This is a genomic window from uncultured Gimesia sp., assembly GCF_963972345.1.
In the GTDB taxonomy this organism is placed as follows: domain Bacteria; phylum Planctomycetota; class Planctomycetia; order Planctomycetales; family Planctomycetaceae; genus Gimesia.
Genome location: NZ_CAXAVM010000171.1, coordinates 1 through 15,209 on the forward strand (window position 1 = coordinate 1; position 15,209 = coordinate 15,209).

Sequence of the window (15,209 nt, forward strand, 5' to 3'; positions counted from 1 at the left end):
CTGTCTGAGTCTTTTAATGCATACACGTTTGTGGTCGATAAGTCTGCCACAAAAACAGATATTAAGAAAGCTGTGTCTGACTTGTGGAATGTGCGGGTGGTTTCTGTTCGCACACAGAATCGAGGCGGAAAGCCACGGCGTCATAAGTATAAAGTTGGTTATACCAAATCATGGAAAAAGGCCATTGTTGAACTGCACGAAGATGATCGCATTTCATTCTTTTAAGCCATGTTTTGTGTAGGGTGTCAGTCAAAACAATTTGTGATCTGGTTTTGAAGCCAACAAAAATATTGAGGAACTAAATTATGGGAATCCGATTCTACAAGCCAACAACACCAGGTCGGCGTGGTGCATCGGTGAGCGATTTTGCAGCGATTACCGATCGCAAAAAAGCTCCTGAGAAATCCCTGCTGGTGCGGTATAAGAAAAAGGGTGGACGCAATAACCAGGGCGTGATCACTTCACGTCACCGGGGTGGCGGACACAAGCGGATGTATCGTCTGATTGACTTCCGTCGCACCAAAGATGGTGTGCCCGCGAAGGTCAACGGAATTGAATACGATCCGAATCGTTCTGCCCGGATTGCACTGTTGCATTATGTAGATGGTGAAAAGCGATACATTCTGGCTCCGGAAGGCTTGAAAGCCGGTGATACCGTGGTCAGTGGAGAAAAAGTAGAGCCGAACATCGGGAACTGCATGCCTCTGTCTGCCATTCCCCTGGGTTCAACAATTCATAACGTAGAAATGCAGCCTGGTCGTGGTGGTCAGCTCTGTCGCAGTGCCGGTACTTCCGCTGTGCTCAATGCACGCGAAGAAAACTGGGCACAGGTGACTCTGCCATCCGGCGAAGTTCGTCGTATCCCGAATTCCTGTCGAGCCACGATTGGTGAAATTGGAAACTCGGAACACACAAAAGTCGTTCTGGGAAAAGCAGGTCGCAAGCGCTGGCTGGGGCGTCGTCCTCATGTGCGTGGTACCTGTATGAATCCGGTCGCTCACCCGATGGGTGGTGGTGAAGGTCGTAACTCAGGTGGTCGTCACCCCTGTAGCCCGACTGGTAAGCTCGCCAAAGGTGGAAAGACCAGGAAGCGGAAAAAAGCTTCTTCAAAAGCCATTATTCGACGTCGCAAGTCACGTCGTTATGGCCAGTTGAAGCTCTGATTTAGTAAGTTAATTCAAGTTTAAAGTATAACTATCTGTTTTCGATAATTGAGGACAAGTTTTATGGGTCGCTCTCTGAAAAAAGGGCCATATGTTGACGTGAAGCTTCTGAAGAAGATTGAGAAGCTGAACGAATCGGGAAAAAAGACGCCGATCAAGACATGGGCTCGAGCTTCAACAATTGCTCCGGAATTTGTAGGTCATACATTCCTGGTGCATAACGGGCGCGCTCACTTAAACGTGTATGTGTCGGAAGAAATGGTCGGGCACAAGCTGGGTGAATTCTCGCTGACCCGCAACTTCCGCGGCCATACGATGAAGAAGAAATAAGCGTTTGTGTTTGTTGTTGTTGCGGCTGTAACGGCCGATAACCGATAGAATTATGCAATAGTGAAGTGGAGTAATTGTCATGGGGCAAGTTCGAGCAATGCATCGATTTGCACGAATTTCAGCAACAAAGGTTCGTCCTTTTGCAGACCTGGTTCGAGGTATGACTGCTTCAGAAGGTTTGGATTCGTTAAAATACATTCCAAACCGGGGAGCACGTTTTCTTGAGAAGGTCATCAAAAGCGCAATGGCCAATGCTGAAGACAAGGGTGCTCGTAATGTCGAAGGTTTGAAGATCACCGAAGCCCGCGTTGATGGCGGACCGATGTTCAAACGCATTCAGCCCCGGGCCCGAGGGATGGCCTACACGATCCGTCGTCGTATGTCACACATTCATGTTTCTATTGACGCTCCTGAGCTGCCTTAGAACTGAGAAGACTGTTTACTTGACTGTTGTCAGAAGTCACAAAAATCAATCAGAAATACTTAAAGGATAACCTGTATCATGGGGCAAAAAGTTCGACCAACCGGATTTCGAGTCGGCGTGGTAGAAGACTGGAGAAGTCGTTGGTATGCCTCCAAGAAAGATTTTGGGGCACTGCTGATTGAAGATCAGAAAGTCCGAAACTTTATCCATACAAAATACAAATTTGCCGGCATTCCCAAGGTCGAGATCGAACGAACTCGCGACCAGGTTGTCGTGCATTTATTCACAGCCCGCCCGGGGATCATTATTGGTCGTAAAGGGCAGGAAGTGGACCGGTTGAAAGCGGAACTGGAAGATCTGACCGGTCGGCGAATGGAACTGAAGATTATTGAAGTTGACAATGCACTGCAAAGTGCAGCACTGGTTGCGGAAGATATTGCTCAGCAGTTATCAAAGCGTGGTAGCTTCCGTCGAACTATTAAACGTGCCCTGGACCAGGTAATGGAAACGGGCGTTCATGGAATTAAAATCGAGCTTTCCGGTCGATTGGGTGGGGCAGAAATGTCACGGCGTGAAAAAGCAAGCCGTGGCTCTATTCCACTTTCGACTCTGCAACGTCATGTTGACTACGGATTCCGCGAGGCACACACCACCTTCGGAGTTATTGGAGTGAAAGTCTGGATCGACCTTGGTGATTATTCTGATGAGGAGAATCGCGATGGCTCTGATGCCAAAGCGGGTCAAGCACCGCAAAAGCCAAAGAGGACGCATAAAAGGTAATGCGACACGTGGTAACACTGTTGCCTTTGGTGAATGGGGCTTACAATCTCTGGACCCTGGGCACATAACAGCACAAACCATTGAAGCCTGCCGAATTGCAGCGACACAATATGTTCGAGGTGAAGGTAAACTTTACATCCGGATCTTCCCCCAGAAGTCGGTTACATCCCGACCGCTGGAAACCCGTATGGGTAAGGGAAAAGGGGAACCGGATCACTGGGTTGCCGTCATTAAGCCGGGCACTGTGTTGTTCGAACTGGCTGGCGTTTCGCATGAAGCAGCCAAACGCTGTTTCGCGCGTGTTGCACACAAGTTACCGGTGAATGTAAAGCTGATTGAACGTCGGCCTTCCATCTAAGCTGGTTAATTACAGGTTATTATCAATTACATCACTTCGGTCCTGTCCGCCTGGTGCGGGCAGACCGAAAAACATCATTGGGTTTTACTGATGACCAAAGCGAGTGAATTACGCGAGATGAACGACGAGCAATTGTCTTTCGCTCTGCAGGAAACACAGAAAGAGTTGTTTCAGTTGCGGTTCAAGGCTGCAACCGAGCGGCTTGATGCACCTAGTAACATTAAGCGGCTCCGACGTGAGATTGCCCGAATCCAGACAATCCGTCGTGAACGCGAATTAAGTCAGCAGAATAATGCTTAAGCAGGCTCGTTGAGGTAAGAAAATGCGAAAAATAATGACAGGCACTGTAGCCAGTTCGAAAATGGACAAGACTTTACGAGTCGAAATTCAGCGACGATACCGTCATCCACTCTACGGCAAAACCGTGCGTGGCCGGACTGTCTGTCACGTGCATGATGAAAAAAATGAAGCACAGGAAGGGGACACTGTCGAAATCATCGAAAGTCGACCCCGCTCCAAAACAAAGCGTTGGGATCTGATCCGGGTTGTCGAGAAAAAACAGGACTGATTCATCTCAGTCTGACTGCGATTTCGGATTCATTTAATAGTACAAAGACAAAGATCAGGTAGACCTCATCTTTTGGTTGATAAGGAACAGGCAAAGCCATGATTCAGATGCAAACCGATCTGGATGTATGTGATAATTCGGGTGCCAAGGTTGCGCGCTGCATTAAAGTGCTGGGCGGTACCGGGCGTCGAACTGCTGAAGTCGGCGACGTGATTGTCGTCAGCATCCAGAAAACTCTGGCTGGCAGTAACATTAAAAAAGGTCAGGTATTACGTGGCGTGATTGTTCGAACCAGGTACCCCTGTCGTCGCGATGACGGCAGTTACGTGCGGTTCGACCGGAATGCAATGGTTTTGATCGATGGCGAGGGGAATCCTCGGGGAACACGTATTTTTGGCGCTGTGGCTCGAGAGCTTCGCGAACGCAAATATATGAAAATTATTAGCCTGGCAAACGAGGTAGTCTGAGAATGAAGATACGACGTGGCGATTCAGTGATTGTAATCACGGGAGCAGATGCAGGCGATACTCCCCGGAAAGTATTACAGGTAGTTGACGGCGGTAAAAAGCTGACCGTGGAAAATGTAAATCGTGTTTTCAAACACGTGAAACGTGGCCATCCCAAGAGTCCTCAAGGGGGACGCCTGGAAGTGGAAATGCCGATCGATGTTTCGAACGTGAAGTTTTATTGTGAAGCCTGCAGTTCAGCAGCCCGTGTTGGTTATCGCTATGCAGATGACGGCAGCAAGGAACGATTCTGTAAGAAGTGTAGTGCATCGCTGGGAACGATCAGTCCTGCGAAGGCAAAATATCAGAAACAATAATCAGATTTTGTAGTTTTCAGTAAGGAAGATTGTTCCGCGAGTTCGGTCAGTCTGAAGCAAAACAATGGCAATACCAACATTATTAAAACAATATCGTGAAGAGATTGTTCCTGCCCTGAAAGAAAAACTGGGCCGCACCAACGTGCATTCACTGCCACAGATTGAAAAAGTGGTGATCAGCATGGGGATCGGTGCCGCCAATCAGGACCGGAAACGTCTGACCGAAGCCGCAGACCACATGACACTGCTGGCCGGACAGAAATCACAGATTACCCGTGCCCGTCAGTCCGTCGCTGGTTTCAAACTTCGCGAAGGTCAGGAAATCGGCTGCCGGGTGACTCTGCGTGGGAACCGGATGTATGAATTCCTCGAACGTCTGATTTCACTGGCTCTGCCTCGTGTACGCGACTTTCGTGGAATCAATCCCAAAGCCTTCGATGGTAATGGAAACTACAGCCTGGGCCTGAATGAATCGCTGGTCTTCCTGGAAATCGATCCGGATTCCGTGAAAAATACACAGGGGATGAACATTACGATCGTCACCACGGCTTCTAACAACGAAGAAGGTTTTCTGCTGTTAGAAGAACTCGGAATGCCGTTTCGTAAAAAAACCGTTTAGAATCGTCTATACAAGTAATAACAGAACAGTACCACCTGAATGGTAGATTGTCGGAGAATAATAGTGAGGGTAGCCAGCTAATGATGACAGACCCTATTGCAGACATGCTGACACGAATTCGTAATGCACTGCAGATTGAACGGCCTTATGTTGATATTCCTGCTTCCAAAATCAAGGTTGCCATTGCAGGTGCCTTGCAGCGGGAAGGGTACATCTGGGACTTTGAACAAATCGAAAACAGTCCTCAGAACATTCTGCGGGTGAATCTGAAATATGGTCCCAACGGGGAACGTGTAATTCAGAAGATTTACCGTGAAAGTAAACCCGGTCGACGGAACTACCAGGACCTGCGTTCCATGCCGGAAGTGCTGCAGGGACTGGGCGTGAGCATTCTCTCGACCAGCAAGGGTGTATTGAGCAATCGTGAAGCGAAACAACAGGGTGTAGGCGGCGAATTACTCTGCACCATCTGGTAATATAGATGTTTATCCAGGCGGACGAATTCTGTTCAGCCGCCTTTAATTTAACTGGAATTTGAAGTTATGTCTCGAATCGGTAAAAAGCCAGTTCCTGTTCCTGCTGGAGTGGAAGTCAAAGTTGACAGCGCCTCGATTTCCGTCAAGGGAAAACATGGTGATCTGTCCTTTACATTTCATCCCTCAATGAAGGTTGAACTTGATTCGGAAACGAATGAAATCAATGTGACCCGTCCTGATGACGCCCGTCAAAGCCGTGCCCTGCATGGTCTGACCCGGGCGCTGGTTGCCAACATGGTTCAGGGCGTGGAAACTCCGTTTGTACGGAAGCTGGAAATTCAGGGTGTGGGTTACCAGGCGTCCCTGAATGGCAACAAACTGAGCCTGCAGGTCGGGTTTGCCAATACAATCGTACTGGAAGTGCCCCAGGGTGTGATCTGTGAGCTTCCCAACAGTACCAATATTGTCTTGACCAGTGCAGACAAGCATGCTGTCGGTCAGTTTGCAGCAAATATTCGTAGCGTACGTCCTCCTGAACCTTACAAAGGTAAAGGGATTCGTTATGAAGGTGAATATGTACGGCGTAAAGCTGGTAAGGCATTTGCTAACTAGCAGTCTTCGCCTGCCTGTTTAAACAGACAGTCCGCGGCCTGAGTTACAGGTGATACTGTTTTTGAAAAGATGACGGTAAAATGAAACTAGAAAAAACACTGAAAAAACAGAAGCAACGACGTTCGTTCCGCATTCGCAATACGGTTCGTAAAACAGGACGTATACGGTTATCTGTTTATCGAAGCAATAATCATATTTACGCGCAGCTGATTGATGATACAGCTGGTGTGACACTGGTCTCTGCCAGCACGCAAGACAAAAGTCTGGCCGGTGAGATTAAGAATGGCGGTAACATTGCCGCTGCGGAAAAAGTAGGTAAGCTGATTGGCGAACGAGCCATCGAAAAGGGGATTAAAGAAGTCGCCTTCGATCGTGGCCCTTACCGTTACCACGGGCGTGTTGCTGCCCTGGCTGATTCTGCCCGCAAAGCAGGACTCGATTTTTAACAGAGACAACACTCAATACGGGTTGGAGAAGATACCGTGTCAAAAGAAGGTACAAAGCAAACACCAGAAACCGTCATTCAAATCCGCCGTTGTGCCTGCGTGGTCAAGGGGGGACGTCGATTCAGTTTCACTGCTCTGGTTGTTGTCGGCGATAAAGAAGGTCGTGTAGGCTGGGGATATGGTAAAGCGATCGAAGTACCGCTGGCTGTTGACAAAGCCGTCAAGCAGGCCAACCGCAGCATGGTGAAATCGAATATTGTAGATAATACCGTGCCTCATGAAGTGGTCGGCCGTTTCGGTTCTGCCCGTGTGCTGCTGTTACCCGCCCGTCCTGGTACAGGTATTATCGCCGGTGCCGGAGTTCGTGCCGTCGTTGAAGCAGCCGGTATTACTGATATTTATACAAAAAGTCGTGGTTCCAATAATCCAATCAATGTTGTGAAAGCCACCATTGATGGACTCTCAAAACTGCGAACCCGGGATGATATTGCACGTTTGAGAGGAGTTGAAGTCTAATGATTATTGATGACGTCCATCGCGGCATACAGAAGAATAAAAAGAAAAAACGCGTCGGCCGTGGTCCTGGTTCAGGACATGGCAAGACTTCCAGCCGTGGTGAAAACGGTTATGGCAGCCGCTCCGGTTCCTCGCGCCGCGTCAGCTTTGAAGGGGGACAGACTCCTTTAGCAATGCGTGTTGCGAAACGGGGTTTTAACAACAAGCAGTTCGCGAAAAAAGTTGCCGTGGTGAATGTGGCTGCTTTGGAGCTGGCATTTGAAAACGGGACTGAAATCACTCCCGAAGTGCTGGCTGCGAAAGGTCTGGCCAAAGGTCGTTTCGATCAGGTGAAAATCCTAGGGAACGGAGACCTGACCAAAAAACTTAACGTCTCCGCACACCTGTTCTCTGCTTCTGCTGAATCCAAGATTCAGGCAGCTGGCGGAACTGTCAGTCGCGTTTTGTCATAAGTAATTTCATTCAAGGACTTGATCTCAGCAGCTAAGAATACGATTCCCCTTTTGTTCAGGATTCGCTAAAATCCCAGGCAAAGCTTAAATCAATACCTGCTGAATTATGACACAAAGGATCGCTACTTATGCTCGGTAAATTATTAGTTCTGTTCAAAATTCCCGAGCTACGTACAAAAATTGTTCTGACGCTGGGACTGCTGGCCATCTACCGGATGGGGTTCTGGATCGCCCTGCCTTTCATCAATCAGGCCCAGCTTTCGGAAACACTCGCTGATTTACAGGGCCAGCAGGGTGGCATCGGACAGGTTATCCAGGTCATTTCCCTGTTTTCCGCTTCGAATATCGGCCAGAGTACCATCTTTGGTCTGGGCATTATGCCTTATATCTCTGCTTCGATTATCTTCCAGTTGATGGGCACGGTCTATCCACCCCTCGAGCGACTCCAGAAAGAAGGAGAAGCGGGCCGGAAGAAGATTAATGAATATACACGTTATGCCACTGTTGTGATCTGTCTGGTGCAGAGCTTTTTCTGGATCAGAACGCTGGCCGGTGGCTTTGGCTCCGGAAACAGCCTGATCCTGGATGGTTACCAGGGTTTGTATTACCAGATCGTGGCTACCATCACGATGACCACAGGGACCGTGTTCCTGATGTGGATCGGTGAGCAGATCGATGCTTACGGGATTGGAAACGGGATCAGTCTGCTGATTATGGCAGGGATCCTGGCCCGGATGCCTCAAGCTGGGTGGAGCCTGATTGAGCCAGCCTTTGAGAAGGGGATTGCCCTGGGAACCGATACCGGGATTGACCGGTTATTGATTCTGGCACTGGTGTTCGTCTTTGTGGTGGTCTGGGTGATTGCCATTACCCAGGGGCAGCGTCGTATTCCGATTCAATCTGCCAAGCACGTGCGTGGACGCCGGGTTTCTGGTGGTCAGCGACAGTCACTGCCCTTACGCGTCAATCAGGCTGGTGTAATGCCCATCATCTTCGCTTCCAGCCTGCTGATGTTCCCTTACTTTCTATTCCATGGCTTAAGCCAGTACTTTTCCACTTCTGAATTCTGGGCGATGCTCGATGAAGCATTCCAGCCGATGAGTCGTGGTTTTGTTTACACAATGTCTTATGTGGTCTTGATTTACTTCTTCTGCTACTTCTGGACGGCGATTACCTTTAATCCCAAAGATATGGCAGAAAACCTGAAAGATTATGGTTCGTTTATTCCCGGATATCGTCCCGGGGCACGAACTGCCGCCTACCTGGAGCAGGTGATGGTGCGTATTACCTACGTGGGTGCCGCGTTCCTGTCACTGGTTGCCATTATTCCGACCCTGGTATCCACCTGGTTAGGGGTCGACTTCCTGGTGGCGAGTTTTTACGGTGGAACCGGATTACTGATTGTGGTTTCCGTGGTGCTGGACCTGGTCAATAAAATTGACAGCCATCTGGTGATGCGAAACTATTCAGGATTACTTGAGAGCGATCTGTAAAGGTTAAACGGGTGAGTCATGGCGAAATTCACCAAAAAAGGTGCGTTTCGCTTGTCGATTCACGTTCGCGGCGTTTATAATTTCCTGATTCGCTCCGCTTCGGAAATTGTTCAGGTTTGATACGAAGCCGGAGTTTGCTCATTTTATGAGCGCAATTAATTAAATTTACACGAGTTACATTCAGCGGAACCCCGGTTTTCGCCTCTTGTCATCTCGATTATATCGTGAACCAAAGTTAGATAGAGAAGTCGTAGTACGATGAAAGTCCGAGCCAGTGTTAAGCGGATTTGTGAAAACTGTAAAGTCATTCGGCGAAAAGGGCGCGTGTATGTGATCTGCTCTTCCAACCCGCGCCATAAGCAGCGTCAGGGTTAATCGTCTCGAATTCAGTTTCATTGATTTGACTTCAGTTTTTTAAATCCAGCGGAGTGAACTAAAAATGCCACGTATCCTCGGTGTTGATATTCCGAACGACAAGCCCGTTTATGTTTCCCTGACATACCTGTATGGTATCGGCAAGGTGACCGCGCTTGATATCTGCCACAAATTAAATATCAATCCTCAGTTGAAAGCCAAAGATCTGACCGACGATGAGTTGAGCCGGATCGTGAATATGCTGGATACCGATTATTCCGTCGAGGGTCAGTTGCGTCGTGCCACAACCCAGGATATTGCTCGACTGCGAGACATTCAGTCTTATCGTGGCATTCGTCACCGTCGTGGACTGCCGGTTCGCGGACAGAATACACAAACCAACGCCCGTACCCGCAAAGGTGGTAAGAAAACCGTTGCCGGTAAAAAGGGTGTTAAGGATGCCCGCCACTAGGCCTTTGAATCCCCCGGGTTCTGTAGGCTGTGTCGAGAGAAGAACAAGATCAGACCGAGGTCGTTGTCAGTTGCGGCGACCTGAGATTAAAACATCACAAATCATGAGTATCAGTTTCTGAATCCAAGCTGACAGAAACATCAGGAGTAGCAGAGTGGCTAAAGTCAAACGAAAAAAAGTGAAACGTCACATCACAAAAGCGATTGCTTACATCAAAGCAACGTTTAACAACACCACCGTTACGATTACCGATTTAAACGGCGACGTACTCTGCTGGGCCACTGCAGGAACTTCCGGGTTCAAAGGCAGCCGCAAGAGTACTCCGTTTGCTGCCCAGCGGGCCGCGGAAATCTGTGCCGAAAAAGCATCCAAGTTCGGTGTGAAAGAAATGGAAATTCGCGTCAAGGGACCAGGTTCCGGACGGGAAAGTGCCATCACCGGTTTGCAGACAGCAGGCATCTCGATCCGTGCGATCGAAGATATTACCCCGCTGCCACACAATGGCTGTCGTCCCCCGAAAAAACGACGTGTCTGAACCAGGACTTCTGGTGACACTGCGAGCCGCCCCGGCAGCCGCAACACATATAGATTTAAAATAACTGGAACATCGATTTAACATCATGTTCTATTGACTGTGTTCTTTGGAGATTATTTCAATGCGAATCCGTTGGCGAGGACTGGAATTACCAAGCCGTGTCATCCCTGATCGGGAGTCAATGACATCAACTTATGGTATGTTTGTAGCCGAACCATTTGAGCGTGGATTCGGTGCAACCATTGCCAACAGTCTGCGACGAATCCTGCTTTCCAGCCTGGAAGGCAGCTCGGTAACCCGCGTGAAAATCCAGGGTGTGCAGCACGAATTTACCACGATCCCCGGTGTGGTTGAAGATATCACCGAGATCTGTCTGAACCTGAAATCGCTGATCGTCAAGAATTCCAGTTCCACTTCCAAGACTCTGCGAATTGAAAGGCATGAGCGGGGTGTTGTAACGGGCGCTGATGTCATCACCGACGATCAGGTGGAAGTCATCAATAAGGACCTGGTGATTGCCACGATGACCGATGATGTTCCCCTGAACATGGAACTGACCATCGAGAACGGACGCGGATACTCCCCCGCCTCAGAACACTCGCAGCATGATTCAGAAGTCGGCGTGATCCCCCTGGATGCCACATTCTCGCCTGTTGTGCGCGTGCGTTACAAAATTGAAGATACCCGTGTTGGTCAGCGTACCAACTACGACAAACTGATCCTGGAAATCTGGACCAACGGAACCGTCAAGCCTGACATGGCTCTGGTGGAAGCCTCCAAGATTCTCCGCAAGCACCTCAATCCCTTTATTACCTACCGCGAGCCCGGCCCGGAAATGCCGCCCGAAGGTGGTCTCAAGGGAATGCTGGATACGACCGGTTATGCTCCCATCGACCTGGAACTGGAAGAAAAACTCAACCAGAGTCTGGCCGAGCTGAACCTGTCTGTGCGTGCGACCAACTGCCTGGAATCGGAAGGCATTAACACCGTCCGCGACCTGGTGGGAAAATCAGAAGATCATTTATTACATGTTCGTAACTTTGGGGAAACCACCCTGGTTGAAGTTCGTGAAAGACTGAACCAGATTGGCCTGCGTCTGGGAATGAAGATTCCCAGCTCCTCATCGCAATCGCGTTAATCACCATTTGATTTTCGCGTTGTCGAAATTGAATCCACGAGTCTTTTACTCTCAGCAATCAGAATAATTCAGAGTTAAGTCATGCGACACCGAATGAGAGGCCGAAAATTAGGCCGCAATGCATCACACCGTAAAGCTATGTTCCGCAATATGGCGGTGAGCCTCATTAAAACCGTCCGGATTGATGAGGAAGCTGAAAACGCACCAAAGGTTTCTGGTCGTATTACCACGACCGTGCAGAAAGCCAAAGAGTTGCGCCCTTTCATGGAAAAGCTGATCACACTTGGCAAGAAGGCCCAGCCTCATCTGGAAAATGCAGCTCAGTATGCAACTGATGCTGATAAAAATTCCAGCGAGTGGAAGACCTGGCGTGAATCAGAACAGTGGAATCAGTGGAACCAGGCAATGGCTCCCGCTTTGACCTACCGTCGTCGGGCTTTTGCTGACCTGCGAGACAATGAAGCCGTTGACATCCTGTTCAACGAACTGTCAGAACGCTTCGAAGAGCGGACCGGCGGTTACACCCGCATCGTGCGACTGGCCACCGTTCGTCTGGGTGATGCCGGCGAGCAGGCCATCATCGAATTCGTAGGCGAACGCGATCGCGTCAAACCGACCAAACGCAGTGCCACACTCGATAGCGATACTGAAACCGCCACCGAAGAAGCCCCTGTCGACGAAACAGCCAGCGAAGAACCAGCTGCTGAAACCGAAGCAGAAGAAACTGCCGCCGCTGATGAAGCTCCAGAAGCCAGTGCGGAAGCGGCTGATGAATCTTCTGAAGACGACGAGAAAAAAGACGCATAAGCTGCGACCCGCAATATTCGGCTTTGCTGAACTGCGAGTTCTCGCTAATATTGACAGGCTAAGAGTATTTCCAATGATCGAAAATACTCTTAGCTTTTTTTACGTACCGGACACACAGCCAGGCTGGAGCGCAACACACTTTGCGATAGCGTTTCTCAATTTATGATACTCGCTTCAAGTGGCCCTGTAGACGTTACAATAAAACTGGATACAGTCTCGTCTGCATCGCGTTTGCAAAGTGAACCAGGACCATGAACCAGTCTTACGTTGTTGTGAAGTTGTAGCGGAAAGGATTCTGTCGCAGCATGTCAACGAAGAAGCCGTTTAATTTCAGTCACGCCATGTATCATCTGTGCCGTGACATTTCGCGTCGGTTGCCTGAATTTCATCATGTCAACATGGACCGCATCGCCATCGCGTTCGCCCAGGCCCGCCGCAACGTGCCTTATGGCATGCAGGCAAAATTAACGCCCCTCCGGTTCGAGAACGGCGATCTGCAGACGACCCGCTACGGTCGGAAATGGACGGTGCAACGGATCTACCAGGACCAGGAAGAGATGTTGTACATCCTCACATTTTACCTGCCCCGTTTTCTGAATCATTCGTTTGAGGAAAAGCTGATCACCGTGGTCCACGAGCTGTATCACATCAGCCCCGCCTTCGACGGCGACATCCGCCGCCTGGAAGGCCATTACCACGTGCACTCCCACAGCCAGAAAGAGTATGACGCCCACATGGCGGTGCTGGTAAAACAGTATCTGAAACTGAACCCGCCCCCCGAGCTGTATGCATTCCTCAAATGCCGCTTCTCCACCCTGCAGAAAAAACATGGCGGCGTCGTGGGTCTGCAGATCCCGATCCCCAAGCTGATCCCCGTCGATGACTCGCGGATCGCGTGAAGTGCTTATATTAGTAAGAAAAACTATTGATCGGCGTAATAATATTTGGATCAAGTATGATCGAATTATAGACGTTTGTGTTAATTCTCTTCAGGTCTACTTTCTGAGCCCCCAATTTCTTGAAATTAACTTGAATGTACTGCAGAAAGCGATAGTATAAATGTGAACAATGCCACCATGTTATGCATTAACATGTTAGTAATTTCAGATTCCTAAATGTCGTACCTATAAGAATTTATCGTTATTTCTGGTGCTAAGTGAGAAGCATATTCAGGTCTGTATTGAAGTGGATAGATTGGGTTTCTATCGTTGCCATGGGGGCAGTTGGCTATATTCTTGATATAGACTTAAGTCGACTGAATACTAATTCTCTTTTTTATAAGCCTGTAGATTGGATACAAGATAAAGCACCACAGGTTTTAATCATTTCCGTTTTACTTTTGGCAATGTCTCGTTTATTTCGATGGTCTTTAAGAGAAAAAACTCCTGAACAACGAATAATTGATAGACACATTTCGGATTTACTTGACAAGTTTAGGCAGGTTTGTTTCCCGGAACTTCCCCAAAATACAGCCGTTGATCACAATCGGGTAACTCTTTTTAAGCATGTTGACTTTAAGTTTTGGGTTTGGCCATTTAAAAAATTATTAAATCCTTGGGGATATTGGCTAGGACCGTGGTCCGGTTGGTTATGTGTCATTTATAGATCCGGTCATATTACTCAAGATGGAGCAACTGTGTTTCTAGCCCCAGATGCTGCGCAGAATTCTGAAGGAATAGCTGGTCAGGCATGGAGGAGTGGGGCGTATCGGGTGGGAAGTGAAGAAAATAAATTGCCAGATCTAAATGGGGATAAATACGTCGGACTTATCAGTCGCTTATGGTTAAAAACCATAAAATTGTTAAAAGTCTCATCAGCTAAAGCAGATGAATACGATAAGTTAGATAGAAAAGTCAAAGATTATGCAAGAAATACTAATACCTCAGTAAAATCAGTTTGGCAGCGTTTAAAAAAGGGAAAAACATGCCCCACATCGATCCTTGGAGTTATAATTAGGAATGAGAAAAAAGAATGTTGGGGTGTTTTAGTAATGGATAGTTCTAACGGATATTCATGTATTGATACGAGCGAAAAAAAATTTCGAGCTGAGTTAAGTACGTTGAACAGAGAACTGCGTCGTTATGGAATCTTTGAAGGGTGAGGTTGCTCCTATGTCTGAATGGATAGACTTAGATATTGAACGGTTAAGTAAACCTACACACGCTACTCAGAATGGTGTAGATATTTCATTTGATTTATCCCCATTTGATATTCCGGAAGCGATACGAAGCCATTTTGATCAAGTTGATAATCGTATTGTAGTTGAGTTTAAATATCTTGATGACTCTGCAGAAGAAACAAATGAGTTCTCTACTCCGGATATGTCTATTTTGATAGGAAAAAATAGCGGTTGTATTTACAGAGTATCATTTAAACGAAAAGCAAAGACTAATTCTGAATCAGAAAAAAAATGGTTAAAGGATATGTTCGATGTTTTCTTGTCCAAAATGCATTTGAATAAGGACGAAGATCATATCAATTTCGCTCGAAGGGCTCTTGAGGAGAAAGAAGACGAACTGATCGCTATTCCCTAAACAATCAGCGGTTATTATCCTTGAAAAAATAGACCTTGACCTGCCTTAAAAACCTGTACCAGGTCTTATGAAGGTTGGCTACGTACAAAAATCACTCTCAAGCCAAAATATTTATCATTATCTCGCATTTAGTATAATCGGGGATTAAGTGATTTCACTTTTCTCAGATCGAATCGCTGAGTTTGATCTACCTAATTGTTGTTGACTCATACCGTTTCGTTATGAAGTCTCCGATGCTTCTATAGCCGAATTCAATCAGGAACTAACGCAGATAGTTGGTAACCGTCTCACGAAATACACGGTCAGTCA

25 protein-coding genes are annotated in these 15,209 nt (G+C 47.9%); all 25 read left to right on the forward strand.

Annotated elements, in window-relative coordinates; genetic code table 11:
- On the forward strand, positions 1-225 hold a 225-nt coding region (gene rplW, locus AACZ40_RS22220), incomplete at its 5' end, for a 50S ribosomal protein L23 (RefSeq protein WP_339675889.1).
- 80 nt (positions 226-305) lie between these two features.
- A complete protein-coding gene (rplB, locus tag AACZ40_RS22225) occupies positions 306-1,163 on the forward strand; it encodes a 50S ribosomal protein L2 (protein ID WP_291168246.1) in 858 nt (285 codons plus the stop codon).
- Positions 1,164-1,226: 63 nt separating this feature from the next.
- Positions 1,227-1,493, forward strand: a complete 267-nt coding sequence (rpsS, locus tag AACZ40_RS22230) for a 30S ribosomal protein S19 (protein WP_291168249.1) — start codon at positions 1,227-1,229, stop codon at positions 1,491-1,493.
- A 79-nt stretch (positions 1,494-1,572) separates the two neighbouring features.
- The gene (gene rplV, locus AACZ40_RS22235) at positions 1,573-1,917 is read left to right on the forward strand and encodes a 50S ribosomal protein L22 (RefSeq protein ID WP_145313135.1); all 345 of its coding nucleotides are present in this window, start codon (positions 1,573-1,575) and stop codon (positions 1,915-1,917) included.
- A 78-nt stretch (positions 1,918-1,995) separates the two neighbouring features.
- Complete coding sequence (gene rpsC / locus AACZ40_RS22240; RefSeq protein ID WP_291168252.1) at positions 1,996-2,697, forward strand: 30S ribosomal protein S3; 702 nt, start codon at positions 1,996-1,998, stop codon at positions 2,695-2,697.
- Positions 2,636-3,055: a 50S ribosomal protein L16 gene (gene rplP, locus AACZ40_RS22245; protein ID WP_291168254.1), complete on the forward strand. Its 420-nt coding sequence runs from the start codon at positions 2,636-2,638 to the stop codon at positions 3,053-3,055. Before rpsC ends, rplP begins: the two co-directional genes overlap by 62 nt.
- 90 nt (positions 3,056-3,145) lie before the next feature.
- A complete protein-coding gene (rpmC, locus tag AACZ40_RS22250) occupies positions 3,146-3,355 on the forward strand; it encodes a 50S ribosomal protein L29 (RefSeq protein WP_291168256.1) in 210 nt (69 codons plus the stop codon).
- Positions 3,356-3,377: 22 nt separating this feature from the next.
- Positions 3,378-3,623, forward strand: coding sequence for a 30S ribosomal protein S17 (gene rpsQ, locus AACZ40_RS22255; RefSeq protein WP_291168258.1), 246 nt, complete (start codon positions 3,378-3,380; stop codon positions 3,621-3,623).
- 98 nt (positions 3,624-3,721) lie between these two features.
- A complete protein-coding gene (gene rplN, locus AACZ40_RS22260; RefSeq protein WP_002649723.1) occupies positions 3,722-4,090 on the forward strand; it encodes a 50S ribosomal protein L14 in 369 nt (122 codons plus the stop codon).
- A 2-nt stretch (positions 4,091-4,092) separates the two neighbouring features.
- Entirely contained in the window at positions 4,093-4,446 is a 354-nt protein-coding gene (gene rplX, locus AACZ40_RS22265; protein ID WP_291168261.1) for a 50S ribosomal protein L24, read from the forward strand.
- Between the two features lie 64 nt (positions 4,447-4,510).
- Positions 4,511-5,065, forward strand: coding sequence for a 50S ribosomal protein L5 (rplE, locus tag AACZ40_RS22270; protein WP_291168263.1), 555 nt, complete (start codon positions 4,511-4,513; stop codon positions 5,063-5,065).
- An 80-nt stretch (positions 5,066-5,145) separates the two neighbouring features.
- Entirely contained in the window at positions 5,146-5,541 is a 396-nt protein-coding gene (gene rpsH, locus AACZ40_RS22275) for a 30S ribosomal protein S8 (protein WP_291168265.1), read from the forward strand.
- A gap of 66 nt (positions 5,542-5,607) precedes the next feature.
- Positions 5,608-6,153, forward strand: a complete 546-nt coding sequence (rplF, locus tag AACZ40_RS22280) for a 50S ribosomal protein L6 (RefSeq protein ID WP_291168267.1) — start codon at positions 5,608-5,610, stop codon at positions 6,151-6,153.
- An 80-nt stretch (positions 6,154-6,233) separates the two neighbouring features.
- On the forward strand, positions 6,234-6,599 hold the full coding sequence (gene rplR, locus AACZ40_RS22285) for a 50S ribosomal protein L18 (protein WP_291168269.1): 366 nt from the start codon (positions 6,234-6,236) through the stop codon (positions 6,597-6,599).
- 36 nt (positions 6,600-6,635) lie between these two features.
- Positions 6,636-7,115: a 30S ribosomal protein S5 gene (gene rpsE / locus AACZ40_RS22290; RefSeq protein WP_291168271.1), complete on the forward strand. Its 480-nt coding sequence runs from the start codon at positions 6,636-6,638 to the stop codon at positions 7,113-7,115.
- Complete coding sequence (gene rplO / locus AACZ40_RS22295; protein WP_291168273.1) at positions 7,115-7,567, forward strand: 50S ribosomal protein L15; 453 nt, start codon at positions 7,115-7,117, stop codon at positions 7,565-7,567. The genes rpsE and rplO overlap by 1 nt, the downstream gene beginning before the upstream one ends.
- A gap of 128 nt (positions 7,568-7,695) precedes the next feature.
- Entirely contained in the window at positions 7,696-9,060 is a 1,365-nt protein-coding gene (gene secY / locus AACZ40_RS22300) for a preprotein translocase subunit SecY (protein WP_291168275.1), read from the forward strand.
- Positions 9,061-9,318: 258 nt separating this feature from the next.
- Positions 9,319-9,435 carry a 50S ribosomal protein L36 gene (gene rpmJ, locus AACZ40_RS22305; RefSeq protein WP_002649734.1) on the forward strand — a complete coding sequence of 39 codons (117 nt, stop codon included), beginning with the start codon at positions 9,319-9,321 and terminating at the stop codon, positions 9,433-9,435.
- A gap of 64 nt (positions 9,436-9,499) precedes the next feature.
- Positions 9,500-9,886, forward strand: coding sequence for a 30S ribosomal protein S13 (rpsM, locus tag AACZ40_RS22310; protein WP_291168277.1), 387 nt, complete (start codon positions 9,500-9,502; stop codon positions 9,884-9,886).
- A gap of 154 nt (positions 9,887-10,040) precedes the next feature.
- Entirely contained in the window at positions 10,041-10,421 is a 381-nt protein-coding gene (gene rpsK, locus AACZ40_RS22315; protein ID WP_291168279.1) for a 30S ribosomal protein S11, read from the forward strand.
- A 121-nt stretch (positions 10,422-10,542) separates the two neighbouring features.
- Complete coding sequence (locus AACZ40_RS22320) at positions 10,543-11,559, forward strand: DNA-directed RNA polymerase subunit alpha (RefSeq protein WP_291168281.1); 1,017 nt, start codon at positions 10,543-10,545, stop codon at positions 11,557-11,559.
- Positions 11,560-11,640: 81 nt separating this feature from the next.
- Positions 11,641-12,366: a L17 family ribosomal protein gene (locus AACZ40_RS22325; RefSeq protein ID WP_291168283.1), complete on the forward strand. Its 726-nt coding sequence runs from the start codon at positions 11,641-11,643 to the stop codon at positions 12,364-12,366.
- Between the two features lie 305 nt (positions 12,367-12,671).
- Positions 12,672-13,265, forward strand: coding sequence for a putative metallopeptidase (locus AACZ40_RS22330; protein ID WP_291168285.1), 594 nt, complete (start codon positions 12,672-12,674; stop codon positions 13,263-13,265).
- 281 nt (positions 13,266-13,546) lie between these two features.
- Complete coding sequence (locus AACZ40_RS22335; RefSeq protein ID WP_291168287.1) at positions 13,547-14,467, forward strand: hypothetical protein; 921 nt, start codon at positions 13,547-13,549, stop codon at positions 14,465-14,467.
- Entirely contained in the window at positions 14,448-14,900 is a 453-nt protein-coding gene (locus AACZ40_RS22340) for a hypothetical protein (protein ID WP_291168289.1), read from the forward strand. The genes AACZ40_RS22335 and AACZ40_RS22340 overlap by 20 nt, the downstream gene beginning before the upstream one ends.
- Positions 14,901-15,209: the final 309 nt, after the last annotated feature.

Bases quoted from the DNA above. Each gene is read 5' to 3' on its own strand.
- rplB (WP_291168246.1), top strand. From the start codon at position 306: ATGGGAATCCGATTCTACAAGCCAACAACACCAGGTCGGCGTGGTGCA.
- rpsS (WP_291168249.1), top strand. From the start codon at position 1,227: ATGGGTCGCTCTCTGAAAAAAGGGCCATATGTTGACGTGAAGCTTCTG.
- rplV (WP_145313135.1), top strand. From the start codon at position 1,573: ATGGGGCAAGTTCGAGCAATGCATCGATTTGCACGAATTTCAGCAACA.
- rpsC (WP_291168252.1), top strand. From the start codon at position 1,996: ATGGGGCAAAAAGTTCGACCAACCGGATTTCGAGTCGGCGTGGTAGAA.
- rplP (WP_291168254.1), top strand. From the start codon at position 2,636: ATGGCTCTGATGCCAAAGCGGGTCAAGCACCGCAAAAGCCAAAGAGGA.
- rpmC (WP_291168256.1), top strand. From the start codon at position 3,146: ATGACCAAAGCGAGTGAATTACGCGAGATGAACGACGAGCAATTGTCT.
- rpsQ (WP_291168258.1), top strand. From the start codon at position 3,378: ATGCGAAAAATAATGACAGGCACTGTAGCCAGTTCGAAAATGGACAAG.
- rplN (WP_002649723.1), top strand. From the start codon at position 3,722: ATGATTCAGATGCAAACCGATCTGGATGTATGTGATAATTCGGGTGCC.
- rplX (WP_291168261.1), top strand. From the start codon at position 4,093: ATGAAGATACGACGTGGCGATTCAGTGATTGTAATCACGGGAGCAGAT.
- rplE (WP_291168263.1), top strand. From the start codon at position 4,511: ATGGCAATACCAACATTATTAAAACAATATCGTGAAGAGATTGTTCCT.
- rpsH (WP_291168265.1), top strand. From the start codon at position 5,146: ATGATGACAGACCCTATTGCAGACATGCTGACACGAATTCGTAATGCA.
- rplF (WP_291168267.1), top strand. From the start codon at position 5,608: ATGTCTCGAATCGGTAAAAAGCCAGTTCCTGTTCCTGCTGGAGTGGAA.
- rplR (WP_291168269.1), top strand. From the start codon at position 6,234: ATGAAACTAGAAAAAACACTGAAAAAACAGAAGCAACGACGTTCGTTC.
- rplO (WP_291168273.1), top strand. From the start codon at position 7,115: ATGATTATTGATGACGTCCATCGCGGCATACAGAAGAATAAAAAGAAA.
- secY (WP_291168275.1), top strand. From the start codon at position 7,696: ATGCTCGGTAAATTATTAGTTCTGTTCAAAATTCCCGAGCTACGTACA.
- rpmJ (WP_002649734.1), top strand. From the start codon at position 9,319: ATGAAAGTCCGAGCCAGTGTTAAGCGGATTTGTGAAAACTGTAAAGTC.
- rpsM (WP_291168277.1), top strand. From the start codon at position 9,500: ATGCCACGTATCCTCGGTGTTGATATTCCGAACGACAAGCCCGTTTAT.
- AACZ40_RS22320 (WP_291168281.1), top strand. From the start codon at position 10,543: ATGCGAATCCGTTGGCGAGGACTGGAATTACCAAGCCGTGTCATCCCT.
- AACZ40_RS22325 (WP_291168283.1), top strand. From the start codon at position 11,641: ATGCGACACCGAATGAGAGGCCGAAAATTAGGCCGCAATGCATCACAC.
- AACZ40_RS22330 (WP_291168285.1), top strand. From the start codon at position 12,672: ATGTCAACGAAGAAGCCGTTTAATTTCAGTCACGCCATGTATCATCTG.
- AACZ40_RS22340 (WP_291168289.1), top strand. From the start codon at position 14,448: ATGGAATCTTTGAAGGGTGAGGTTGCTCCTATGTCTGAATGGATAGAC.